19 protein-coding genes are annotated in these 25326 nt (G+C 63.4%); 10 read left to right on the forward strand and 9 right to left on the reverse strand.

The features are described 5' to 3' along the window. Positions 1 to 30: 30 nt before the first annotated feature. The 3 genes from PXH66_RS15090 to PXH66_RS15100 are packed head-to-tail and all read right to left on the reverse strand — an operon-like array spanning position 31 to position 4700. Positions 31 to 2340 (reverse strand): glycoside hydrolase family 65 protein, encoded by a 2310-nt coding sequence (locus PXH66_RS15090; RefSeq protein WP_330929869.1) that lies wholly within the window; start codon positions 2338 to 2340, stop codon positions 31 to 33. 12 nt (positions 2341 to 2352) lie between these two features. Further along, complete coding sequence (locus PXH66_RS15095; RefSeq protein ID WP_330929870.1) at positions 2353 to 3858, reverse strand: MFS transporter; 1506 nt, start codon at positions 3856 to 3858, stop codon at positions 2353 to 2355. A gap of 17 nt (positions 3859 to 3875) precedes the next feature. Next, positions 3876 to 4700, reverse strand: coding sequence for an HAD family hydrolase (locus PXH66_RS15100; RefSeq protein WP_330929871.1), 825 nt, complete (start codon positions 4698 to 4700; stop codon positions 3876 to 3878). Between the two features lie 132 nt (positions 4701 to 4832). On the opposite strand from PXH66_RS15100, the gene PXH66_RS15105 reads away from it, so the two are divergent. The 5 genes from PXH66_RS15105 to PXH66_RS15125 all read left to right on the forward strand — a co-directional run bounded on the left by PXH66_RS15105 (position 4833) and on the right by PXH66_RS15125 (position 12090). Further along, positions 4833 to 5921 (forward strand): LacI family DNA-binding transcriptional regulator, encoded by a 1089-nt coding sequence (locus PXH66_RS15105; RefSeq protein ID WP_330929872.1) that lies wholly within the window; start codon positions 4833 to 4835, stop codon positions 5919 to 5921. 98 nt (positions 5922 to 6019) lie between these two features. Beyond that, on the forward strand, positions 6020 to 8518 hold the full coding sequence (locus tag PXH66_RS15110; RefSeq protein WP_330929873.1) for a hypothetical protein: 2499 nt from the start codon (positions 6020 to 6022) through the stop codon (positions 8516 to 8518). A gap of 126 nt (positions 8519 to 8644) precedes the next feature. Continuing rightward, positions 8645 to 9337 (forward strand): FadR/GntR family transcriptional regulator, encoded by a 693-nt coding sequence (locus PXH66_RS15115; RefSeq protein WP_330929874.1) that lies wholly within the window; start codon positions 8645 to 8647, stop codon positions 9335 to 9337. Beyond that, positions 9334 to 10722, forward strand: a complete 1389-nt coding sequence (locus tag PXH66_RS15120) for an FAD-binding oxidoreductase (RefSeq protein ID WP_330929875.1) — start codon at positions 9334 to 9336, stop codon at positions 10720 to 10722. Before PXH66_RS15115 ends, PXH66_RS15120 begins: the two co-directional genes overlap by 4 nt. 9 nt (positions 10723 to 10731) lie before the next feature. Then, positions 10732 to 12090 carry a (Fe-S)-binding protein gene (locus tag PXH66_RS15125; RefSeq protein WP_330929876.1) on the forward strand — a complete coding sequence of 453 codons (1359 nt, stop codon included), beginning with the start codon at positions 10732 to 10734 and terminating at the stop codon, positions 12088 to 12090. Positions 12091 to 12105: 15 nt separating this feature from the next. Here PXH66_RS15125 and PXH66_RS15130 read toward each other — a convergent pair whose 3' ends face one another. Next, complete coding sequence (locus PXH66_RS15130; protein WP_330929877.1) at positions 12106 to 13563, reverse strand: sodium:solute symporter family transporter; 1458 nt, start codon at positions 13561 to 13563, stop codon at positions 12106 to 12108. 141 nt (positions 13564 to 13704) lie between these two features. On the opposite strand from PXH66_RS15130, the gene PXH66_RS15135 reads away from it, so the two are divergent. Genes PXH66_RS15135 through PXH66_RS15145 form a run of 3 tightly spaced genes read left to right on the forward strand, consistent with a single transcriptional unit; the run spans position 13705 to position 16688 of the window. Further along, complete coding sequence (locus PXH66_RS15135) at positions 13705 to 14706, forward strand: Gfo/Idh/MocA family protein (RefSeq protein ID WP_330929878.1); 1002 nt, start codon at positions 13705 to 13707, stop codon at positions 14704 to 14706. After that, complete coding sequence (locus PXH66_RS15140; protein ID WP_330929879.1) at positions 14703 to 15581, forward strand: aldo/keto reductase; 879 nt, start codon at positions 14703 to 14705, stop codon at positions 15579 to 15581. Before PXH66_RS15135 ends, PXH66_RS15140 begins: the two co-directional genes overlap by 4 nt. Positions 15582 to 15593: 12 nt before the next feature. Next, positions 15594 to 16688, forward strand: a complete 1095-nt coding sequence (locus PXH66_RS15145) for a Gfo/Idh/MocA family protein (protein ID WP_330929880.1) — start codon at positions 15594 to 15596, stop codon at positions 16686 to 16688. Here PXH66_RS15145 and PXH66_RS15150 read toward each other — a convergent pair. After that, positions 16663 to 17718, reverse strand: coding sequence for a Gfo/Idh/MocA family protein (locus tag PXH66_RS15150; RefSeq protein WP_330929881.1), 1056 nt, complete (start codon positions 17716 to 17718; stop codon positions 16663 to 16665). The two genes, PXH66_RS15145 and PXH66_RS15150, sit on opposite strands and share 26 nt — an antisense overlap. Positions 17719 to 17722: 4 nt before the next feature. Next, positions 17723 to 18805: an Ldh family oxidoreductase gene (locus PXH66_RS15155; RefSeq protein WP_330929882.1), complete on the reverse strand. Its 1083-nt coding sequence runs from the start codon at positions 18803 to 18805 to the stop codon at positions 17723 to 17725. A gap of 191 nt (positions 18806 to 18996) precedes the next feature. On the opposite strand from PXH66_RS15155, the gene PXH66_RS15160 reads away from it, so the two are divergent. Further along, a complete protein-coding gene (locus tag PXH66_RS15160) occupies positions 18997 to 19776 on the forward strand; it encodes an HpcH/HpaI aldolase family protein (RefSeq protein WP_330929883.1) in 780 nt (259 codons plus the stop codon). Beyond that, complete coding sequence (locus PXH66_RS15165; RefSeq protein ID WP_330929884.1) at positions 19773 to 20513, forward strand: SGNH/GDSL hydrolase family protein; 741 nt, start codon at positions 19773 to 19775, stop codon at positions 20511 to 20513. Before PXH66_RS15160 ends, PXH66_RS15165 begins: the two co-directional genes overlap by 4 nt. On the opposite strand, the gene PXH66_RS15170 is transcribed toward PXH66_RS15165, so the two are convergent. From PXH66_RS15170 to PXH66_RS15180, 3 genes are read right to left on the reverse strand one after another with little or no spacing between them, the layout of a single operon-like run. Continuing rightward, complete coding sequence (locus PXH66_RS15170) at positions 20510 to 22090, reverse strand: arylsulfatase (RefSeq protein WP_330929885.1); 1581 nt, start codon at positions 22088 to 22090, stop codon at positions 20510 to 20512. The two genes, PXH66_RS15165 and PXH66_RS15170, sit on opposite strands and share 4 nt — an antisense overlap. A gap of 24 nt (positions 22091 to 22114) precedes the next feature. Further along, positions 22115 to 23707 carry a hypothetical protein gene (locus PXH66_RS15175; RefSeq protein WP_330929886.1) on the reverse strand — a complete coding sequence of 531 codons (1593 nt, stop codon included), beginning with the start codon at positions 23705 to 23707 and terminating at the stop codon, positions 22115 to 22117. Further along, positions 23704 to 25275 (reverse strand): hypothetical protein, encoded by a 1572-nt coding sequence (locus PXH66_RS15180; protein ID WP_330929887.1) that lies wholly within the window; start codon positions 25273 to 25275, stop codon positions 23704 to 23706. Before PXH66_RS15180 ends, PXH66_RS15175 begins: the two co-directional genes overlap by 4 nt. Positions 25276 to 25326 lie beyond the last annotated feature (51 nt).

Below are 25326 nucleotides of genomic sequence, written 5' to 3' on the forward strand. Positions count from 1 at the left end.
GACGAGAAATGCGGGCAAACATGGGGGCAATCAAAGGGGTTGAGGCTCAGGCAGAGGGACCGTCACGGTGGTTCCGGGCGGGCAAGTGCGGACTTGTCCTGCGATGTCCACCTCATGGAAGCGAGCATTGTCCGAGTCGGCGGTGATCGACACGAGGGTGGGCGTGATTTCGACCGCGAAGCGATCGCCGCGATAACACAACGAAAAGGCCAACCGCTGCCACTCCCGGTAGAGCCGCGGGCGAATGTGCAGGCCCTCACCATCGGTGCGCACGCCACCAAAGCCGAATACGGCTGTCATCCAGGCACCGCCGTTGGCCGCCGGGTGGGACCCTCCGATAAAGACGGTGCCGGCGTAAACTTTGTAGGCTCCGTCGAGATCGATCTTGGCTGTCTTGAGGAAGTAGCGGTAGGCGTAGTCGAGGTTGCCAAATTCGGCCGCGACCATCGCGTAGGCACAGGCGCTCAGGCTGGAACCGTGCTCGGTGCGCGGTTCGTAAAACTCCCAATTGGCTCGCCGCACCCGGTCGTCGTAGCGATCCTTGAAGAGGTTCAACATCATGACGACATCGGCCTGTTTGATGATCTGAGTCGGCACCGCCAGCCCCTGCCCCGCTCCAAGGTATTCGTTGGGGTGCACGCGGCGCTCCTTCAAGGCGTCGATCGAGGTCTCATCAAGTTTGAAGTAGCCTTCGAACTGCTCGATCACTCCGGTCTCCGGGTGCGGTTCCGGCACAAACAAATTGCGGGCGAGCTCGGCCAGGCCTTGCAGTTCGCCAGCGATGTCGAGCTTGGCGAGGAGCGCCTCCAGCGCCGCCGGATGCGTCTCGCTCAAGTGTTCCACGGTCGCGAGCGCGATCAAGATCGTCTCGCGGGCAACTTGGCTGGTGAAGGCGTTGTTATTGACGCGCTCATGATACTCGTCGGGCCCGATGACATCGAGAATTTCGAAGCGGTTTTTGTCGCGTTTGAAATAGGCGTAGGAGTCGTAAAAACGCGCACACTCGAGGATGACTTCGGCCCCGCCTTCGAGCAGCAGCGAATCGTCACCGGTGTGGCGAAAATGTGCCCAGATCGCAATCGCGACATCGCCGCTGATGTGCACCTGCTTGTCGCGAAAATGCGTGCGCAAATCGCGGCCCGTCGTCGGATCACCGACGTTGAAATAACTGCACGCGTCGTCGCCCGTTTCCTGACTCTCCCAGGCGTAAAACGCCCCGCGATAGCCGGGGCCTTCCGTGCGGGCCTTGCGTCGCGCGCCGTCGAGGGTGCGCACGCGGTAGCGCAGAAGCTCCGTCGCGGCCTCCGGGTGCGTGTGCAGGAAGAACGGAAACATGAACATCTCCGTGTCCCAAAACACCGCCCCCTTGTAGACTTGGCCCGAGAGCGCTCGCGCGGGAATCGACAATCCGCTGCCCGGCCACGGGGCGGCCATGAGCAATTGAAAGATGCTGTAACGCAGCGCGCGCTGCGCCTCGTCGTCGCCTTCGATCACGACGTCGGAACGCATCCATTTTTGCGTCCACGCGGCAACATGGCGTTCGCGGCAGGCGTCGTAGCCGTCGCGGTGCGCCTGTTCCACCACCGCCAGCGCATGCCCGATCACGTCGTCGGCCGACGCGTCGTTTTCGGTGACGACGGCAAAATACTTGGTGAATGTGACGGTCTCGCCCGCCGCCATCGGCAGCGACACGACGCGTAGTGCGCTCGGAGCCTCAGTCTCGATTTTGACATCGGTAAACGGCGCCTCCACGCACTCTACCACGGCGACCCGTTTCTGGTTTTCTTGCGTGCATCCATGCACGAGCAACGCTCCGTCGCGCGTCTCCGCGGTGAGCTGCGGCAGGTGCGGTCCATTGATATCCCAGATGCGACCGTCGATGCCGGTGCACACTTGCAGCGTGGTATCGGCATCGCTCGTGATACTCACTCGGACCACGCCGAGGTGACGCTCGTCCGCGCTCAGGAAACGCGAGGTGTGCAACACGATCGTGTGACCACCCACCACGAAACGCGTTCTCCGTTCAAACACGGCTTCGGCCATGTTCACGGATTGCTCGTGTGCGACCGCGTTGGCCTCGTCGAGGGTTGTCAGATCCACGCCGTCGACGGACAGCGCGGTGTAGCCACCGTTGGGTGCATTGACCGGTTCTCGCCACGCCGAACCTACGCGATCGTAGAGCCCGGCGAGCGTGATACCCACGCATTGCGCCGTGCCATACTCGTCCAGCGTGCCCCGGTAACCCATGTAGCCATTGGCGAGCTGGTAGATATTGCCGCGACGCATGATGCTTTCGTCATCAACGTCCCGTGTGGTTGTTCTGATTACCCAAGAATCCATGCAAAGTTTCCGTCAGGTGCCGTGATGCTCGTCCTTCACGCGAAGCATCAAAACAGCGGCGACCACCATCGAGGCCCCGCCCAGCACGAGCGCCAGAATAGCCTGGCCGTTGAACACCGTGCGCACCAGCAGACCCAGCACGGCGGCGGCCAAGATCTGCGGGATGACGATGAAGAAATTAAACATCCCCATGTAGACGCCCATCTTCCGATAGGGCACGACGCTGCTGAGGATCGCGTAGGGCAGCGTCAGCAAACTCGACCACGCAATGCCGAGACCGATCATCGAGATGATCAGGAAGTGCGGGTTGCGGAACACATACATCGAAGCGAGGCCGAAACCACCGATGATCAGGCAGGCCATGTGGGTCGACACCCGACTGGTGCGCTTGGCCAGGATCGGCAGAAGAAACGCCACCAAAGCCGCCACGCCGTTGTAAACCGACATGAGCACGCCGACCCAGTTGGCGCCCTCGTTGTAGGCCACCGACTGCGGATCGCTGCTGCCGAAGTGATGACTCGTCACCGCGCCGGTGGCGTAGATGAAAAATGCGAACAGCGCGAACCACGTGAACACCTGCGCGAGGGCCAGCTGGCGCATGGCCGTCGGCATGTTGCCCAGATCATGAATAATCTCGACCAAGCCGCTGCGGCTGCCCGCCCGGTAACGCCAGGCCGCGATCAGTTGCAGGACGCCATAGGCCCCCGCGCCGCATGACAAAATATAGAGTCCCTTGTCCCAACCGAGCGACTGTATCAATGCGGTAAATACGACGCCACCCACCACCAGCAGCGAACCGCCCATCGCGTAACGCTGGTGGTTCAACTCAAAGTCAGCACCGCCCGCGGCGTCACCCTGGCCGGGATCTTCGCCATGAAAGGCCTGCTGCTCCTCGGGCGAATACTCCTTCACCCGGAAGACGGTCCACATGACGGTGATGAAGTAGACGCCGCCCCCGAGAATGAACGACCACTTCACCGAATCGGGCACCACGCCTTCGGGCGCGGTGTTGGCGACTTGAAACACGTTGCTCAGCAACCACGGCATCAGCGATCCGACCACCGAACTGGCGCCGATGAAGAACGTCTGCATCGCGAAGCCGGACGTGCGTTGTTCGTCCGGCAACATGTCGCCGACGAAGGCGCGCATCGGCTCCATCGTGATGTTAATCGACGCATCGAGGATCCACAGCATCCCGGCCGCAAACCACAGCGCGGGAGAGTTGGGCATCACGAACAAAGCGAGCGAGGCGAGGATCGCCCCCACGAGAAAAAACGGCTTGCGCCGACCGAGCCGGTTCCACGTGCGATCGCTCATGTAGCCGACGATGGGCTGCACGATCAGGCCGGTCACGGGACCGGCGATCCAGAGGATCGGAATCTCGTCGATCGAAGCACCGAGCGTTTCGAAGATGCGGCTGACGTTGGCGTTTTGCAGCGCGAAGCCGAATTGAATGCCGACGTAGCCAAAGCTCATGTTCCAGAGCTGCCAAAAGTCCAAGCGGGGTTTTGCTTTCATGGGTCTTATCAGAGGGGTCAGGGTTGGAGTTCGCGACGAGCGAGAACCAGCCCATACAGGTCCCGCAACTTGAATCCCTCCAAGTCGTCCAATACCAGATCCGCGCCGTGCTTCCGCAACGCCGCCGCATTGTTCTTCCGCGCCAGCCCGAGGGTGAACGCAAACCCTCCGCGCCGACCGGCCTGCACGCCCGTGACCGCGTCCTCCACCACCACGGTGCGAGCGGGGGTGGACCCGAGTTGCGCACACGCCGTCGTGAAGATATCCGGCTCGGGTTTTCCCTTCAAACCCAGCCGGGCGGACACCAAACCGTCGACCACGGTTTCGAACAATTCCGCCGTGCCGGAGCTGGCGAGCACTCGGGCGGAGTTGCGGCTGGAGGTCGCGAGACCGATGCGAATGCCCTCGGCCTTGAGCGCCGCAATAAATGCCAAGGTGGATTCGAATACGCCCACGCCCTCCGCATCGACGATTTCGTTGAACAACGTATTCTTCCGGTTGCCGAGCGCAGCCACACTGACATCGCCCGGCGCATCATCGGGCGTCCCCGGTGGCAGGCTGATATTGCGCGACGCCAGGAACGCGGCGACACCTTCGTAACGCGGACGGCCGTCAATGAACGCCAAATAGTCCGCAGGATATTCAAACGGCCGCAGCGCTTCGCCCGACTCCTCCGCCCGCCGTGCCAGAAACGCATCAAACATCCGCCGCCATGCCAACGCGTGCACTTCGGCCGTGCGCGTCACCACACCATCCATGTCAAACACGACCGCGTCGAAGGCGCGGGCTGGTGCTTCGGCGGTCGAACACTTCGACGCGGAAGAATCGTGGCGGGAAAACATGGGCAATGACGGGTTTACTGGCGACGACGGACCGGCGCCCGGGGAACGGCCGCGATCCGACTTTCGCAGCTTCGGCGAATGCGGACTCGACGCACATCTGACCTTCAATTTACGTAAACCTGAAACCGCCCCGTGAGTAAGCACGCCCCCAGCCTCCAATCCATCGCCGACGCCCTCGGTGTATCCAAAATGTCGGTATCGCTCGCCCTGCGCGATCACCCTCGCATCCCCGCCGCGACGCGCACGCGCATCAAAAGCGAGGCCACCAAACAGGGCTACAAACCCAACCCCGACGTCTCCCGCTTCCTCTCCGCCATCCGCAAGGCCAAACCCGGTGACAACGGCCTGCCCCTCGCCTGTATCACCACCGGCGACGCACCTGAGCTGTGGCGCCAGCAATCACCCACGGAAAACGCCTACTGGATCGGCGCGAGCGAACGCGCCAAACTCTACGGCTACTACGTTGAGGAATTCTGGCTCGAAGAACCGCGCATGAGCGCTCGCCGGCTCAGTGACATCCTGTGGAACCGCGGCATCAACGGCGTGATCATTCCGCCGGTGTTGCGCGTGTTTTCCGAAGCCAACCGCGAGGTGAGTCTGGAGTTGAAATGGGAACGGTTCTGCGCCGTCACCATCGGCGACCCCCTCACCTCCCCCGAGCTCAACCGCGTCGTCCACGACCACTACACCTCGATCGTCACCGCGATGGATCGCCTCATGCAGCTCGGCTACCGCCGCATCGGCCTGTGCCTGCCCGAGCACATGGACCTCACCGTCAACCAACGCTGGCAAGCTGGCTACCGCGTGTTCCGCGCCAACCATCCGTTGGAGCGCGTCGAACCACTCATCCGCCCCACGCTCGTGGCCGAGGACGTGCGCGCTTGGATCAAGGACAACCGCATCGACGCCGTGCTGGCGGCCGGACACCACATGCCGCGCTTCTTCCGTGAATCCGGCATCAACATCGGGGTCGATGTCGGATACGCCGACCTCGACGTTTACCCCAAGTCGCCCGAATACCGTGGCGTCAGCGGCATCATGCAGAATTCGGAGATGCTCGGCATGGCCGCGGTCGACATGATTGTCGGCGGCCTGCAACGCAACCAACTCGGCATCCCCGACGTGCCCTTCGTGACGCAGGTCCGCGGCAGTTGGGTCGACGGCAAGACCACGCCCCCGATTGATTTGCTCGATCGCAAACCCCCGCGCCGGTCGCGCTGAGTCAGCACTAATACATCGCCCCCGAGGGCGTTAATCCTATGGTGGCGAGCAATTCGCGCGGCCCCCGCACCGCATCGTTCAACCGCTTTGCCCCTCTCATGCGCCCCACGATCCTGATTGTCAGCCTGTTAGGAATCGGCCTCGTCGGCACCGCCGGTTTTTACCTCGGCCGCACGACCGCCCCGCCCCCTTCGACCCCTGCTGCCCCACCCGCCTTGTTTGCCGATCTAGCCGCGCTGCCGCCGCTCGATGCGACCGACCCCACCGCGCACGTGCGACCCGACCTCGCGGGACTGAAACCTCCGTTCGACGAGGTGCAACGAGAACTTTCGGCGGCGCTCCAATCCCGTTTCTGGCGCATGAACAAACGCTGGGAAATCATGCTCAACACCCTCGAACCCGGGGAGATCACAACGTTGCTCGGCACGCTGAAGTCGGCCCCGGAATCGGCCGCCCGATCGATGTTCACCCATGCCCTGTATTCTCGCTGGGCCGAAATGGAACCTCTGGTCGCCCTGGGCCACGCCAGTGGCGTAGATCCCAGTGACCGTCGCGATCGCGCCATTCGCAGCGTGTTTTCGGGCTGGGCCTATGCCGATGTCGATGCCCTCCACGCCTGGGCCGAAAATCTTGCGCCCGGCGAGGAGCGGGACCTGGCCATGGATGCCGCTTCGCTCCACCTGGGCGTCTCTGATCCGGCCGCCGCCTTTGCCCGCGCCCGGGAGACCGGTGCGCTCCAACGCAACCATGGTGTTTCGGGCCAAATTTACGCCGCCTGGGCCGCGAGCGACCCGTCCGGTGCCGTCGCCGAAATCAGCCGAACCCTCTCCGGCAACGAACGCCGCAGCGCCCTGATGAACATTGTCCATCATTGGTCGCGGGAAGATCCCACTTCGGCCCTGCAGTGGGCCCATTCGCTTCCGTCACATGAAGCGACTGGTTTTATCACATCAATACTCCACGGCTGGGCCCGGACCGACCCGGTCGCTGCGGCCGCAGAGGCTTTAAATCTCTCTGACTTCCAGGCTCGCAACAACGCGGTCGCCAACGTCGCCTCCTCGTGGGCCGAATCCGATTTGCCGGCTGCTCTGGCATGGGCCCGCGCCTTGCCCGACGGACAACTTCGCACCAATGCGCTGAACCACCTCGGTTCGGCGCTGGCCAACGAATCCCCCGAAATCGCCCTCGAAATTCTCGGCGACTTCGACCTGGGGCAACAGCCTCACATGCTTTTCTCGGTCATCAACTCGCTCATGCGCTCGGCCCCGGATCAAGCGATGGAGTATGTGAAGAACCTGCCGCCAGGTCAGACCCGCAATCAGGCGCTGAACAATGCGATTTCAAACTTGGCCAATAACGACCCCGACGCGGCCCTGCGCTACCTCGATCAGCTGGAGCCCGGACCAAATCGCGATCAAGTCGAGGCCAACACCATCGGCACCCTTGCATTGCAAGATCCCGAAGCCGCGATCGCCTATGTGCAGCAGATGCCGTCCGAGGCGGCCCGGCAACGCACGCTCAGCCAGATTGCCTCGCGTCTCGCCCACCAAGATCCGGAACTCGCCGCGATATTCGCCTCGGCGCTCCCCCCCGGTAACTATCTCGTCAACACCACCCAACAGATCGCCAACGCCTACGCCCAACGCGATCCCGCCGGTGCCATTGCTTGGCTCGCGACGCTGCCGGACGGCAGTGTTCGCGGCAATGCCACCCAGACCGTGGTCAATCAACTCGCGCGCACGGATCCGCGCGGCGCCCAAGCGCTGGCTGACTCGCTCCCGGCGGGCAACTTACGCAACAACGCCTACGGCAATATCGTAAACGCCCTCGCCCAATCGAGCCTGCCCGCCGCCATCGATTGGATGAAGCAACTTCCGCCTGGCGGCGAACGCACCCAAGTCGTCAATAATCTGCTCGGCACATGGGCGCAGTCCGACCCCTTCGGCGCGATCGACTATCTCGTGCAAAACCTGGATACCACCGAGCAAACCGCGACCATCGCTCGTATGAGTTACGCCTTTGGACAACTTGGCGTTTCCACGGCTCAGGATCTCATGCAGAAGATTCCGCCGGGGCCGGCCCGAAATCAGTTCGAAATCAGCCTGGTGCAAAGCATGGCCAATCACTCGCCGCAGTCGGCCGCTGGACTGGCTGCCAACATCAACGATTCCCAAGCACAGCAACAAGCCATCAACCAGGTCGTGGGCCAATGGGCCAACCATGATCCCCGCGCCGCCGCAACCTGGCTGGGGCAACTCGATTCCGACACCGACAACCGCAATGCCTACGGGAATCTTGCGCGCAGCTGGGCCAACGTGGACCCCCAAGGTGCCCAGGATTGGGTATTAACCCTGTCTGACGGTCCCACCCGCGAGAGCGCGCTCCAAAGCATGTCCAACAGCGCCATGCACCAGAATCCCGCCCAAGCCGCCATTTGGGCCGAACAACTGGCCGATCCAGGTTCCCGGGAATCCATGCTCACGAACATTGCCCGATATTGGCTGCAACTCGATACCCAGGCCGCCCGCGCCTGGATCGCCACCAGCGACCTGCCTCCGGACCAAAAGCAACAACTCTTGACCCCACCTGGCGGCTGACCATGTCACGGGAGATCTCACCGGACCCCGTCGCTGAATTCGGGCAGCAGCACGTCAAACACCTCGGGAGTGAAGTATTGACCACTCCCTCTATCTCCGATCCAGTGGTCTGACCTCTTACCACTTGTGACCAAACCTCTGCAACGCACGCCTCTGCCCGAAGCCATCGCCCGGCATCTGCTCGACGAGTTCGGCACCGCCGAATGGCTGCCGCCCGAACGCCAACTCGCCGCCGATCTCGGCGTGAGTCGCGCCGCCTTGCGCGAAGCCATCAAACGGCTCGAAAACCAGGGTCTGCTCGAATCACGCCATGGCGTCGGCGTGCGCGTCACCCGCAATTTCAACGCGCCGTTGGGTCAGCTGCTGACCCACGCCGTGCCTTCCCCCAGCGCCCGCATTCGTCAGTTCGCCGCGGTGCGTGTGCTGGTCGAGCCCGAGATCGCCCGACTCGCCGCCTTGCGAGCCAAACCCGCCGATCTGGCCCGGCTCCGCCAGAGCCAGGAGCAACTCAAACACGCGGCCGACCTCAACGCCGCCGTCGCCGCCGACCTCGAATTTCACCGCCACCTCGCCACCATCGGCGGCAACCAGGTCCTCGCGCTCATGCTCGCATCCATTGCCGATCTCGAGGAGCAGGCCCGCCTCGTATCACTCCGCCGCGTCGGTTTGCCCGACGCCCACGCCCAACATCAACAGGTGCTCGACGCTGTCGCCGTCGGCGACGCCGAGGCCGCCCGTGACGCCATGCTCCGCCACGTGTCGGCCGCGCAAAACACCCCACCTCGACGCGCGTCCACCGCGCGCCGCTCCCGCTCATGACTGCTCCTGATGTGCGCCACGCGCTCGGCTCCACGCTGGCCGACGCCGATATTCTCACGGAAATCGAAGACCTCATTCCCTACGGTTTCGACGGCACGGCGACGCTCAAAGAACGGCCCCTGGCCGTGGTCTTCCCGCGCTCCACCAAGCAGGTCTCCGCCGTCGTCAAGTGGGCCCGCGAAGCTCGGGTTCCCGTCGTGTCCCGCGGCAACGGCACCGGCCTGTCCGGAGGCAGCGTGCCCGTCGCCGGCGGTCTCGTGCTGTGCCTCAACCACCTCGACCGCATCGTCGAACTCGATCGCGCGAACCTAACGATACGGGCTCAAGCCGGCGTCGTGACGCAGGACATCTTCGCCGCCGCCGATGCCGCCGGTTTGTTTTATCCGCCCGATCCTGGCTCGATGAAGATCAGCACCATCGGGGGCAACGTGGCGGAAAATTCCGGGGGTCTGCGCGGACTCAAATACGGCGTGACCCGCGACTACGTGCTCGGCATGGAGGTCGTGCTCGCGGACGGATCGATCTGCCGCCTCGGCACCGCCTGCGTCAAAGATGTAGCGGGATACTCCCTCCGCGACCTCTTCATCGGCAGCGAAGGCACGCTCGGCATCGTGACCGAGGTGCTACTCAAACTCCTGCCTCGACCCACCGCCCGGCGCACGCTGCTGGCCACCTTTGCCGCCATGGACGAGGCTGCCGCCACCGTGTCCGCCATCATCGCCGCCGGCATCGTGCCGTGCACGTTGGAGTTTCTCGACCGCCGCACCATCCAATGCGTTGAGGATTTTGCGCACGTCGGACTGCCCACCGATGCCGAGGCGGTTCTGCTCATCGAGGCCGACGGACACCCGGCCGCTGTCGACGACGAAGTCGCTCACATTGAAAAACTCTGCCGCGAACACGCCGCCACCACCGTGCGCGTCGCCGCCGATGCCGCGGAGGCCACCCGTCTCGCCACCGCGCGGCGCAGTGCGTTCAGCGCGCTGGCACGACTGCGTCCGACCACCATTTTGGAAGATGTCACCGTGCCGCGCAGCGAGCTGGCCGCCATGATCCGCGACGTCGAAGCGATCGCCTTAAAACACGATGTGCAGATCGCCACCTTCGGCCATTTCGGCGACGGCAACTTGCACCCGACCATTCTCACCGACGAACGTGACACCGCCGAAATGCACCGCGTCGAAGCCGCCATCACCGCCATCGTCGAGGCCGCTCTCGCGCGCGGTGGCACCATCACCGGCGAACACGGCGTCGGCCTGGCGAAAAAACCATTCCTCCGACGTCAACTCGGCGACGCGTCCTACTCCCTTTTGCAGTTGGTCAAACGCAGTTTCGATCCGGATGGCCTGCTCAATCCCGGCAAGATTTTCGACCTGCCCGCCTAAGCTCGCGCCATGTCTCCCACCAGCGCCACACCTTCCGCTCCGTCACCCGCCGTCGATCACGGCCCCACCCGCCATTTGGGCGCCATGGATTACTCCGTGCTGCAGCAATGCATGCACTGTGGCATGTGCCTGCCCACCTGCCCCACCTACGTCGAAACCAAGAAGGAACGTCACTCTCCCCGCGGACGTATCGCTCTCATGCGAGCCGTCGCCGACGGCGAACTCGCCGTGAGCAAAGCGTTCGGCGAAGAGATGTATTATTGCCTCGGTTGTCTGGCCTGCACCACCGCCTGCCCGGCCGGGGTCGACTATCCGACATTGTTCGAAGCTGCTCGCGCCGAAGTCGAAGACGCCAAGGTGCTGGATTCCCCGAAGCGTAACGCCATCCGTGCCACCGTGCTGCGCGGATTGTTCACCCGACCGCGTCTGCTGCGCCTCGTGGGTCGACTGCTGTGGATCTGGCAGGCCAGCGGCGGCCAAACCCTGTTCCGCCGACTGCGGCTAACCCGCCTGCTGCCGCCGAATCTGCGCCGCCTCGAGCCACAAACCCCGACCATTCGCGCCCGGTTTTCCCACCAGCTCATCCAACCCGTCGAATCGTCCGCGAACCCGAAACCCTTGCGCCGCGTCGCCGTGCTCACGGGCTGCGTGCAGGATCTCGCGTTCAGTGAAATCAATCGCGCCACGGTCGACGTCCTGCGCGCGAACGGCTGCGAAGTGCACACCCCGCCGGTGCAGCCCTGCTGCGGTTCGCTGCACGGACACAACGGCGATCTCGCCACCGCTCGTGATCTCGCCCGCCGCCAGATCGACCTCATCGACCCCGACCGCTTCGACGCCATTATTTCCAACGCCGGCGGCTGCGGTTCCCACCTGCGCAATTACGATCACCTGCTCGCCGCCGACGACGCCTACGCCGCCAAAGCCGCGACCTGGTCGCGCAAGCTCCGCGACATCCACGAATACCTGGTCGAAATCAATTTTCGCGCGCCGCTCGCCCCGCCGTCCCCCCAGACCATCACCTACCACGAATCCTGTCACCTCTGCCACGGCCAGAAAGTCAGCGTGCAACCCCGCGACATTCTGCGCGCCATTCCCGGGGTCGAACTGCGCGAATGCGGCGAGTCGAGTTGGTGCTGTGGCAGCGCGGGCATCTACAACATCACCCAGCCGAAAACCTCGGGGTGGTTGCAGGATCGCAAGCTCGATCTCCTCACCGCCACCGGCGCGGATATCGTCGCGACCGCCAACCCGGGTTGCCATCTCCAGATCGCCAACGGCCTGCAAGCCCAAGGCGACGACCACACCACCGTCGAACACCCCATCGTCCTCCTCGCCCGCGCCTACGCCGCGGAAGCAAACGATTGAAACAAATCCGCAGTCTTACGACTGCGCCGGACGGGACGCGGCGGGCAACACCGCGGTGAGCAACTTCGCCACGACAATCGTCACCACGGCGGACACCCCAGAAACCCATAGATTGGCCACATCGGAATATGCCACGGCAAAGCCCGCGCCACTACCGACGAACAACCCGGTGATCAGCGCCCCACTACGCACTGCCAGCGGTGCCACCGCGCAGACGATGCACCCGAGCAAGGGTCCGAGGAAGATGCCGTAAAACGCATTCATGATGTCGAACAGCGTGCCCATGTCCTCAATCATTCCCGCCACGACCGTGGCCAGCACGCCGATCACCGCGCTGGTCAATCGCGCATACCGCAACAACGACCGCGGCGCTACCTTCCCGGAAAACGGATAGAAATCACTCAACAACGATCCTGACAGCGCATTGATCCCACTGGTGATGCTGCTCATCGTAGCCGCCAGAATGGCCGCAATCACCACGCCCATGAATCCCGTCGGCAACTGCGTCGCCACGAAGTAGGGGAAAATCTTGTCGGCGTCCTGTGGCACCGCCGGGTCCGGATGCAGGCTATACCACGTCCCCACCGTCAGGCCCACTGCGGCCAGCATCGTCAGCACCAGAATCATCGAGAGCATGCTGGTGCCAAACGCCCGCGAGGCCGGCTTTACCCCACCCGCCGCCAAGTAACGTTGCAGCGACATTTGGTCCGCGGTGAACGTGCTCATGTTCTGTAGGGTCGCCCCGATGGCCATACCCCACACCGTGATCGTCGCGGTGGGGTTCAGCGACCAGTTCAGTTCCAACAAATCCGTTTCGTTCGTCAGGTAGTTGCCCACTTCTCCCAGCGTCAGCGGCACTTTGAACAACACGTAAAGGATTGTGCTCAGCAGCACCGCAATGATCAGCAAAAACTGAATCGCATCGGTAATGATCACGCCCCGGATTCCTCCCACTACGGTGTAGGCCGTGCTCACGAGACCGATCACCAGGACCAGAGGCCAAAACCACTGATCGCCCAGCTGACAACTCGCCATGACCACGATCACCGGCGCGTAAATCAGCGCCGACATCCAGCACAACCGCAGCAAGACAAACAAGCCCGATGCCACCAGCCGCGTGGGCACGCCGAAACGGCGTTCAATAATCTCGTAGGGCGTGCCCGGCGACTGCGCCAGATAGCGCGGCAGGAACCAGTAGCGCAGCACCACATAGGCCACCGGAAATCCCAACATCGAGGTCAATACCGTCGCTCCGTAGGTGATGACAATGCTCGGATAAGCCACAAAACTCAGGGCGCTGAACACGGTGGCTCCCAGGCTCAACCCCACCATCAGCGTGCCCAGACTGCCGCCAAAGCCACTCTGGGCCGTGAAGTAGTCATTGATGTCGTTCTGACGCCCGCGGTAACGCACCCCCACGGCCACGATGACGGCCAAATAAACCAATACGATGATGCTGTCGGTGAAACTCATGGGACACAGAAAGGCCGACTCTCGACCCGATCCCTTGATTCCGCACACCACGACTTCCAATGCAAACCGGGGAAAGTGGTCATTGCTTTTGTCCACCCGGGAAATATCGCTCCCGCCCCCGCTCTCCCGCAGGTTCGCGACGTGTCTTCCTCATCACCGCAAGTGCTCATCATCGGATGTGGATCGATCGGCACCCGCCACGCGCGCACGTTTCTCGCGACCGGCCGGTTCGACGTGTTCGTGTGCGACACCGATCCGGAGCGGGCGGCCGCCGTGGCCAGTTCGTTGGGTGTTGCCGCCGTGCCGGACTGGCAAGCCGCCCTGACCGAATCATCAGCGATCACTCACGTGCTCATCGCCACCCCGGCTCCTCTACACGTCGCCATGGCCCGGACTTGTCTGGCGGCGGGCAAACACGTGCTGATCGAAAAACCGCTGGCTCTGACCATGGCCGGAATCGACGACCTCATTCGCGTTCGCGATGCCGCCGATCGTTTCGCCGGAGTCGCCTACGTGCAGCATTTCGCGCCCGCGCTGCAGGCCGCCCGAACCTTTCTCGCAGCGCGGACCTTCGGTCCCATCCGCCACGTGACCGTCAACGCTGGTCAGCATTTTCCCACCTTTCGCCCGGCGTATCGTGAGATCTACTACAATGACCACGCGCAGGGCGGCGGTGCGATCCAGGACGCCCTCACCCACGTGGCCAACGCCGTCGAATGGATCGTCGGTCCCACCACCCGCCTATTCTGCGACGCCAGCCACCAGGTGCTGGAGGGCGTGACGGTCGAGGACACGGTCAACCTCGTCGCCCAAAACGGACCGACCCGCGTCAGCTACGCGCTCAATCAGTTTCAGGCCCCCAACGAACTGCGATGCGATTTTCACGCCGCGGGTGGTTCCGTTCGCATCGAATTGCACCGCCAGCACTGGGGCGTGCTGCCCTTGGGCGCCACCGCATGGCAGTGGCATGCGGCGCCGCTGGAGGATCGCGACCAGCAATTCACGGCCCAGGCCCACGCCTTCCTCGATGCCACCGAGGGACGCGATCACCCGATCTGCACCCTGGAGGAGGGCGCGCAAAGCATTCGCTTCAATCTCGCCGCCCTGCAATCGGCCCGGGAGCTGCGCCTCGTCGAACCATGACGCTGAACCTCGGTCCCATTTGCCTCGGCACCTCGACGTTCGGTCGCGAAATCGACGCCCGCGCCGCGTGCGGCCTGATGGACCACGCCTCCGCCTGCGGTATCACTTTGTTTGATACCGCGGCCACCTACTCGGAGGGGGCCGCGGAGGAGATCGTGGGCCGCTGGCTCCGCCATCACCGCAACGATGCGCGCCGGCCGATGATCGCCACCAAAATCTACCCGCCCTACACTCCCGCAGCGATGTCCGCCGCGGTGGCCGCCAGCGCCCATCGACTTGGTGTCGAGACCATCGATTTGCTCTACCTGCACAAGTGGGATCCCACGATCGACCACCCCGATGCCCTCACCGCCCTTGACCAGCTGATCCGGAGCAACCGGGTGCGGCACCTCGGTCTGAGCAACTTTTCGGCCGACCAACTCGTCACCACCCTGCGGCGACAGGCCGCCCAGGGACTCACTCCCGCCGCCGCCCTGCAAAACAATCACAATCTGGCCGTGCGGGAGATGACGGCGGAACATCACGAATTGTGCCGCAATCACCAGATCACCCCGGTAACCTACAGTCCGCTCGGTGCCGGCTACCTCACCGGCAAGCACCGCACCGGAGTCGCGGCGGGATCACGCTTCGACATCTCGCCCGGACATCGCGAGGTGTATTTCACCCCCGCGGCCGCCCGGCGCCTGGCGGGATTGGAGGCCATTGCCGCCCGCTCGGGTTACACCATGACTCACCTCGCGTTGGCGTGGGCCTTGCATCAACCCGGCAACACGTCGGTGCTGATCGGCGGGCGTCACGCGGACCACATCGATCAGGCGTTTCGCGCCCTGGCGTTCCATGATGCCGACCTCTTTGCAGAGCTGGACGCCCTCTGATTTGCACTTCCCGTGAAAGTCGCGCTACTCGGCCTGCACCACCCCCATTCCGTCATTCTGTGGCGGACGCTCGACGCTTTGCCGGAGGTAACCCGCATCGCCCTGTGGAATGACAACCCCGCAGCCGACGACGCTATGTTGCCCGACGGCCCTTCCCGCGCCAAAACGTCGCCTCCCACCTGCGACCTGAGCACGGTCTTGGCCGACCCCGCGCTATCGTTTGTGGTTCTGTGCGTGCGACACGACATCGTGGCGGATATCGCCCAACAAGTGGTGGCCGCCGGCAAACACCTCCTCGTGGAAAAGCCCGCCGGACTGACCTCACATGAAATCCGCGCGCTCCAGGACGGAGCCGATTGCGCGCGGGTAACAGCCTCGGTGCTTTATGTTCGCCGCCATCATCCCTGCGTCGTCGCCGCTCGCAAATTGGTGCAAGCTGGAACGCTGGGCGTGCCCCTCTCCGTCGAGTCCCGTTTTCTCACCACCCAGGTGCAGTTTCGCGATCCCTCCTCGTGGTTGTTTCAACGTGCCCGGTCGGGCGGCGGGGTGTTGCTCTGGCTCGGATGTCACTGCCTCGACCTGATGCAATATGTGGCAGGGGACGACATCACGGCAGTGGGTGCGATGATGGCCACGCGTTCGGGAGAGCCCATCGATGTTGAAGACATCGCCGCGTTGACCCTGCGATTCCGTTCCGGCGCGGTGGGCACCTTTCATGCGGGCTACACCCTCGCGTTCAGCGGCGCGGGTTATGTCAATCTCACGGGCTATGACGCATACTTCGGTTACAACGCCCGGCAGGGTCGACTGATCTGGCCCGATCTCGAATCCCGCCTGATCGTTGAAAAGTTGCGCCCGTCCGGCGAGTCACCGCGCCAGGAGGAGCGGTTTGATCAGCCGTCGTCGAATCTTTACGGAGGACAGGCCGGCGTTCAGTTCTTCCGCCAGTTCATCGCCGCCATCGCCGGTGAGGTGCCTCCCCCGGCGCCGCTCAGCGCGGCCCTGCGCACGGCCTTGATCGTGGAGGCCGCCGAAACGGCCTCGCGCGAAGGTCGGGTGGTGGCGGTCGCCGCGGAGCCGATCACTCCGCAGCCATCATCGGACTGACCCATCGGCGTTGGTCCGAAGATTCGAGCATCGCCACACACGCCGCGACACCGGCGCGTCCATCAGCCCACCGCCCCACTTCCGACGGAATGCCGCGCACGGCATCGATGAACGCACTGATCTGATCCCGGTAGGCCTGCATGCGCACATCGCCAAACGCGGTGTCCGCGCCTTCATGGTTGATGCGGGCCTGCGTGGCAATCGTGCGCCATCCCGCAGCGTCCGAGGCCAGCAGTTGGTGGGTCGGATCGAGATCGAGCAGCCCGCTTTCCCCCATGAGCCGAAACCGAAAATCCTCGCCCGGAAACGAGGGAGCCGGAAGCGCGCGGCTGGAAAACAACGACCCCATCGTTCCGCCCGACATTTCAAACATGGTCAATGTCGTGTCCTCAACCGGGACGTCCGGCAACAACGTGCGGCAGAAGGCTGACACCGTGGCCACCTCGGTGCCCGTGAACCATCGCAACAGATCGATGGCGTGGGGCACACTGTTGAACAGATGGCCCACGCTTTTGGGATCATTCCACCAGGCCCAATCTCCGCCAAAGCCTCCGGTTTGAATCTTGGAGGCAAACATCGGCATGGAAACCTGGGCCACGGTGAGTTTCCCCATGCGCCCATTCCGGATCCAATCACAGGCCATGCGGTTATTGTAACGAAACCGTTGATGATAGCCGACCGCCAACACCCGGTCGTGGGCCGTCGCCGCTTCCGCCAACCGATCACAATCGACCAGCGTGGTAGCCAGGGGTTTCTCTATCAACACGTGCTTGCCCGCCTGCATCGCCGCCACCCCGGCGTCGGCATGCAAATGATGAGGCGTCGAAATGATCACCGCATCCACATCGGGTCGCCGCAGCAGCGCCGCCGCATCGGCTTCCCACGCCACGTCATAGCGTTTCGCCAAACCCTCCGCTCGGGATCCCTGCGCCACCGCCACCAGTTCGGCATCGTCGGCCCGCCGCACCGCTTCGGCATGCGTGCGGCCCATGAATCCTGATCCCAACAGGCCAAATCGTATTGGTTTCATAATATCAACGCGGTGGGGTCTCGACCCCCAGTTCATTCGCCACGGCCTGAAACCGCCGCCACAGTTCCGCCGGCACGGGAATGCCCGCCGTCACCCGCTCTGCGCGACACCTCCATTCCGGTTCCCCGGCCAGCAGCACTTCCTCATGCGGCGGCCGGGGGGCCGCCGCCTTCACCATCGCGCCCAGACGATCAACGCGCGACTCAAACTCCCCTTCCCCCAGGAATCGCCGGGGGTCGACCGCGATGAAAGTATGACTGATGCCCAGAGGGTCCCCGCCAGTGCGATACACGGGTAACTCCGTCGCCATCGAGCCCCCACTCAGACCGGCGGTAAGCAATTCCACCATAATGGCCAGACCCGTGCCTTTGTATCCACCGATTGGGGTCGGCGATCCTCGCTGGGCCGCATGGGGGTCCGTGGTGGGCCGACCCTGTTCATCCCAAAATCCCCACGACGCCGGGATCGATGATTCGCCGCGGTGCAGCGCATCAGAGACCTTGCCCAGCGCCACAGTGGTGGTCGCCATATCGAGCAACCAGCGCGCCCCGGTCACCTCACCTGGCATGGCGACGCAAAGCGGATTCGTGCCCAAAGTCGGCGTGAGCCCCTGCCACGGCGCGACCGCCGGACACGCGTTGCTCATCACGATGCCAATGTATCCGGCCCGGGCCAGTTTCTCCGCCCACCACGCTCCGGTGCCGAAATGGTTGGACCGACGTGCCACCACCATCGCCAGGCCGTGTTCCGTCACCTTCTGCCGCACCAACTCGACACAGCGGTCGGCCACCACCTGACCCAGTCCATTACCGCCATCATAACGCAGACAGACCCCGTCACTCCGTTCCACGCCACCGGACGCCCGCGGGTTGATCCCGCCCGCTCGGAGCTGTTGGAGGTAAACCAGCAACATCTGCATCCCGTGGGAATCCACCCCCCGTAAATTCGCTTCCACCAGCGAGGTGACGACAATCGCGGCGTGGCGGGACGGCACGCCGACTTTCACCAGCAGTTTTTGCCCGAAATCACCCCACCAGGCCGGCGAGACGCGGCCGATGGGGTTACGGGCAGAGAATAAAGTATTCATGCGGCAGGACCACGGCAGCGATCCCTCCTCACAGTTCCCCCCGGTTCACCCGTCCGCTCAAGCCGCCCTCACTGGTCAAATTTAGTTACCGGATTCCCCTGCTCGTTCCACCGGGGCATTCGCCCAACATGTCAGCCGTCGAGTCAACATTACGGCTCGGTTTTCTTTCCCCACTTCAGCCCTTCGCCGCCATGCGCCAATCCCTCGTTCGTTCCCGACTTACTCGTCAGCAGCCCGCGCGAATCGTGTGCATGTATTACCCCACCGCCATGCTGCCCGCCCACGCGGCCCGCTGTGGCTTCGACGCCGTCTGGCTCGACACCGAGCACAACACCTGGGACCGCCGGGAGCTGCAGCGCATAATCGCCCTGCACCATCTGGCCAACATCGATTGCATTATCCGCACCGGATCACGCCACCCGACCGAACTCTACCACTTGCTCGAAGACGGTGCCACCGGTCTGATGATCCCATTGGTCAAAACCCCTGAGGAAGCGCGCGCCCTAGTCGATGCGGTCAAATTCCCTCCGCTCGGCCAACGCGGCCTCGATGGCGCGAGTCTCGACAACAACTTCTATCTCGACGGAACCGAATCGTATCCGGAATCCGCCAACACCGAAACCTTGCTCATCGTCCAAATCGAGTCGCCCGAAGCGCTCGGCAACCTGGACGCCATCGCGAGCACGCCCGGGGTCGACGGACTGTTCATCGGTCCCGGCGATTTGGCCCTGCGACTGGGTTGCCCCATCGATTGGAATGATCCCGCCATGATCGCAGCCGAAGATGCCGTCGCCGCCGCCGCCGCCAAACATGGTATCGCCTGGGGTCGGCCCGCCGGCACTCCAGAGCAGATCACACGCGTGGCCGCCAAGGGTGGACGACTCATCGCCCACGGCAGTGATTTCGGATCCGTCATTACGGGCCTGCAACAATGCGCCGCTCATCTCTCCACCGCCCTGTCCGCGTCATGATCCGCTTGGCCCGGCGCGGCAGTGTCGTGTTCATCGCGTGGCTAAGCCTGACCGCTTCATTCATGTCCGCCGCCGACACCTCCCCCGACCTCGCCCTCATTCGTGCCCGTCTGACGGATACACAGCGTCCGCTCACCTGGGTGATGACCGGCGACTCCATCACGCAGGGCGCCAAGTGGCTCGGGTCGACGCGTTCCTACCCGGAACAGTTCGAAGAGGTGGTGCGCTGGCACCTCCAACGGCGTCGGGATTTTTTCATCAACACCGCGATTTCAGGCGAGCGGACCGACGGACTGCTGGCCGATTTCTCCTGGCGAGTCAGCCGATTCCAGCCCGATGTCGTTTCGCTGATGATCGGGATGAACGACGCTGTCGCCGGCCCGGACGGCCGGGCGGCCTACGAAGCCAACCTGCGCACTTTGATCGCATCCATCCGTGCCCTCGGTGCCATACCCGTGCTGCATCGCACCAACCCCATCGATACCGCTGCCGAGGGGGCGCGCTCCCGGGCCGATTTACCCGCTTACAACGCCATCATCGCCACCGTCGCGACCGACACCGGCACCGTGTTGATCGACCATTGGAACACTTGGCAGGCGCATCACCCGACCCTCGATGCCCGCCGCCAGTGGCTGGCCGACCCCATCCACCCCAACACCGTCGGCCACACCGCGTTCACTGCTGCGCTGTTGGAGGTATTGGGAATTGATGCGCCAACCCCTTCGGACCCGAACTAAGGACGGGGGGCGTCGACTTGCTCCGCCCACGCCTGCCACACGGCCGCCAGACGTTGCAGCTGCGCGGGCTCGCTCGCCGCCAAATCCCGGGTTTCGGATCGATCCGTCTCCAAATCATAGAGTTCCCAGCGCGCCGCACTCACGCTCCAGACCAATTTCCACCGTCCGTCACGCACCGCCCGGTTCCCGAACAACTCCCAGCACAACGGTTCGGACCGCACATCCGACTGTTCCCCCCGCCAGACCGGCAGCAGATTGCGGCCCTCCAGCGAGAGGGCTTCATTCTCCTCCCGAAGCTCTGCTCCGGCCAACGCCAGCAACGTCGGCATCAAGTCGACCACGTGGCCGATCTCTCGTCGAATTTCCCCGGCCGCCAATGCTCCCGGCCAGCGCACGATCATCGGCGTGCATATGCCCCCCTCGTAGTTCCACACCTTATGGCGGCGAAACGGGGCGTTCTGCGCCCAACCCCAGCCCGGCCCGACAAACTCATAGCTGTCGACCGCTCCCAGTGTGGAAGCGGACGCGTTGTAGGCCATATACTGATCCATCCGACTGGCTTCCGGCATACTCGCACAGCCGCCGTTGTCGGAGAAAAACATCACGATGGTATTCTCCCGCTGCCCGGTGGCATTGAGCGCCGCCATCACCTCTCCGATGCCCCGATCCATCCGCACCACCATCGCGGCGTAGATTTCCATACGGCGCTCTTCCCATGCGCGGGCCTCGGGCGCAAGGACCTCCCAAGGCGTGACGTCGTAGTCGTAGCGAAAATCACTCGTCGAGGGATCCTTCGGCGAAAGCGACGCGGTATCCGCATCAATAATACCGATTTCAAGCAACCGCGCGTAGCGGCGCTCTCGCAACACATCGTAGCCTTCCGCGTAGCGCCCTTTTTGGCGGGCGATTTCGTCGGCCGGCGCCTGCAGGGGAAAATGCGGCGCGGTGTAACACAGGTTGACAAAAAACGGGCGACCCGCCGCCGCCGCCGACTCGATGCGGTCCACCGCCTCGGTCGAAAACGCATCGGTAGTGTAGTAGTCCGGAGGAAACGAAGTCACCGGCTCACCATTCCGCACAAAGGGCCGGTGATGCCCGGGATTGCCGGCATAAAACTCCGGGTCGGGTTCGTTGGGATCGAAGAAATTGCACGCCCCGCTCAACACGCCGTAGGTCGAGGCAAATCCCCGGTCGATTGGGCGACGGGGCGCGGCGTCGCCCAGATGCCATTTGCCGATCAGGCTGGTCGCATAACCGGCCTCCTGCAGCGCCTCGGCCAACGTGATAGACTCCTCATCCAATAGCGGCCCCTGTCCCTGCCGGGGATACCGTCCGGTGTAGAGTGAAGCCCGGGTGACAACACAGACCGCGTTGTTGTAGAATTGGGTAAACCGAGCGCCTTCCGCCGCCAGTCGATCCAGATTCGGGGTATCGATCTCACCTCCGTAGGCTCCGAGGTCGGAGAAGCCGAGGTCATCGGCCACGATCATAACAATGTTGGGCTTATCCGCCATCGCGGCCAAGCCGCCGAACACTCCCAGGAACCAGACAAAAGCGGAGGAGCGAACAACATTCATGGCGAAAAGCGGAGAGTTACAAAATCAAGGCCGGAACTGATAGGAGAAGAGGTCGCCATCGCTGACCTCAAACACGAGTTGGATATCTCGGTCCGCGAGCGCCGAAACATCGGTGGAGCCCTGCCAGCGCACCACCCGGTCAAGGGTATCGCCAAAGAGGGGATCGCAGTCTTCCAGCGCAAATCCCGGCAGCGCCTTGCCGGCCGCATCCCGAATCTCGACCCGCACCGTTCCCGCCGCGGAGGTGGCGTAATTTAAAGTCAGTTCGTTGCCGGAAAACCGAATCGGTTGGGTCACCAATTGCCCACCGGCCTGGGGAGCGTGCACTGAAACAAATCCGTCCAGTCGCAACGTGTAGCGACGCAGCTCACTGGAGTTATCCGTCCAATAACTCTCCACCGCATACATCGACAGTTCAGGCGGCGCACCCTCGAGCGGAGAGGCGGTCTCCACCAGATGCCAGGCGAGGTATTGCTGGCCATAGTGCCACGTGCCTGGCCGTTCGATGCCGGGCCGCAAAAAGGCCTCGTCCCAACGTTTGAATGTCACGCCGTCGCGACTGGCCATCAGCAGACTGTCGGTCAGCGCGGAACCGTATCGCTCCGACGCCATCGACCGCATCACCCGATGCTCGGCCTCCGGCAGCTCGTGGAGCGCGGCGGACCAGCGGGAAATGCGTTCCGCGTTATCCAATTCACCGGCGTCCCCGTATCCACGATCAACATACCGAGCGGGAAACCCCAGCAACAGATGCGGCGCCCGGTGGTAGGGTTTGATCTGATTGGTGTAGAGGTGGGTGGGCGGCGCGCCGGGATATTGCAGGTCCGCCTGATTCTCCCAGTGCAGGAAATCCGTGGAAGTGGCGGTGCGGATGCCCCGCACGCCGTTGTAGCGACTGTCCTCCGTTTCCTCGTCAAAATAGCGCCAGTAGGCCCGATACTCGCCACGAGCTCCGTCCCAAAAAGCGAGGTTCTGGGAATCGAACGCCCCATCGGTGATGACCGGATCGAGGCTCATCGGCGACCAGTGCAAACCGTCGGGCGATTGGTAGGCGAGCAGACCGTGCTCTCCCTTCGAGCGAAACAAGGCCTTGTAGCGACTCTCCGCCGGAGCGGCCGGGTTGGTGTCCTTGAACAACGCCGGATGACCGGCATCCAACTCCACCCCATCTTGAGGGCCGCTGACCATCATGATGGCGTTGTCGCGAGAGCCGTTGAACTCGTGCAAACCCAGCATGGGTTTGCGCCAGTGAATCCCGTCGTCGCTCTCGGCGTAACCGGTGAACAACGGGTTCCGGGGCAAGTCGCGGTTGGCTTCCCCCAGCGGGTTGATCTGCCACGATTTGTAATACATGCGGTAGCGGTCGCCGTCCTGAAAAACGCTGTGGTAGCCCGTGCCACTGCCTTCCCACGGGGCATCGTGCACCAGCACGATCTCGCGCGGCTGCGGGTGATGCAGGCGCAAGGTCGCGGCTCCCTCGATTGCGGCGATCAGGTGATCATCCACAAACAATTCCCGCCGCCCACCGATTTCTTCACCGGTTTCTGCGCCCAACCATGCGGGAGCTATCAGTGATGCGCCCAGCAGCGCGCGGCGAAGTGATAGGAATAAAATCATGGCGTGAATTGGTAGGAGTAAAGGTCCGCATCCTCGACCACGAAACGCAGCCGAACCGATTGCCCGGCCAGCGCCGCGAGATCCGCCTCGTCACCCCACCGCACGACCCGATCAAGCGTGTCGCCAAACAAGGGCTGGCACTCCGCCAACGTGAACCCGGGGATGGGTTCGCCGGATTCGTCCTGAATCTCCACCCAGACCGTGCCCGCGGCGGAGGTCGAGTAGTTCAGTGACAACTGCGAACCGGTGAACGCGATGGGTTTGGTGACGAGCTCACCGCCGGCACCGGAAGCATGCAGCGAAACAAAGCCGTCCAGCCGCAACGTGTAACGCCGGATCGCACTGCCCTTGGTGCCGGTCCAATAGGACTCTGTGACATAAAAGGAAAGTTCGTTGGGAGCGCCCTCCACGGTGGAACGCGTCTCCACCACGTGCCAGGCAGCTTCCTGCTGGCCGTAGCTCCAGGTGCCGGTGCGCTCGATCCCCGGCCGCAGGAAGGCTTCGTTCCACCGTTTGAAGGTCACGCCGTCGCGGCTGGCCATGAACATCCCGTCCGTCAACGCGGTGCCAAGTCGCGTCGAGCGCGACGCGCGCCACTCCCGGTGCTCCGGGTCGGGCAGTTCCCGCATGTTGTCCGACCAGCCCCGGTCGACGTAACGCAGGGGAAATCCCAACAGCAGGTGCGGCGCGCGGTGGTAGGGTTTGATGGCGTTGGTGTAGAGCGCTTCCTCGGGTGAATCGACATAGACCAAGTCCTCCTGTTGTTCCCAGTGTATATAATCCTTGGATACGGCGGTGCGAATGGCCCGCACCCCCGTCGGGTTCATGTCTTTGTGCACGTAGGGGTCGCCCCGGTGAAAGAAACGCCAATAGGCGCGATACTGTTGGCGGGCACCGTCCCAAAAAGCCAGATTCTGGGAATCAAAGGCTCCGTCGGTGATCACGGGATGATCCGTCATCGGCTCCCAGTGAATGGCATCGGCTGACTTGAACGCCAGCAACCCGCGAGGATTCCGGGAGCGCAGGATGGCCTTGTAGCGCGCATCAGGCGCGGCGTTGGGATTCTCGTCCTTAAAAAAGGCGGGGTGCCCGGCATCGGCATCGACCGCGCCGACTTTCCCGCTCACCAGCACGATGTTGTTGGCGGTGGTGCCGGCGATCTCGTGCAGTCCCAGGGACGGCTTGCGCCAGTGAATGCCGTCATCGCTTTCGGCGTAGGCAGTGAGCAGCGGATTGCTGTCGGTATTGGGCGAGTCGGGTCCTATCCAACGCTGCCAGGCCTTGTAATACATGCGGTAGAGATCGCCGTCCTGAAAGACACTGTGATAGCCGCTGCCGGCGCCTTCCCACGGGGTATCGTGCACGATCGCAATCTCCTGCGGTTGGGGTTGATGCAAACGGAGCTCCGCAGCCCCAGAAACAGACTCGACCAGGGAAGTCTCCACGAAGAGTTCGCGTTGCGAACCAATGTCGGTGGGGGCGGCCGCGGCCAGTCCCGCGCCGGAGACCTGCACCAGTAAAACCGACAGGATGGCGGGGCGGGAAAATGAGGAAAGAAAGGAGGTCATTAAATTAAACAGGGAAACGTCAAAAGCTGCGGCCCGGGTCGATCCGCGACC

The organism is Synoicihabitans lomoniglobus (assembly GCF_029023725.1).
GTDB classification, from domain to species: Bacteria; Verrucomicrobiota; Verrucomicrobiia; order Opitutales; family Opitutaceae; genus Actomonas; species Actomonas lomonigloba.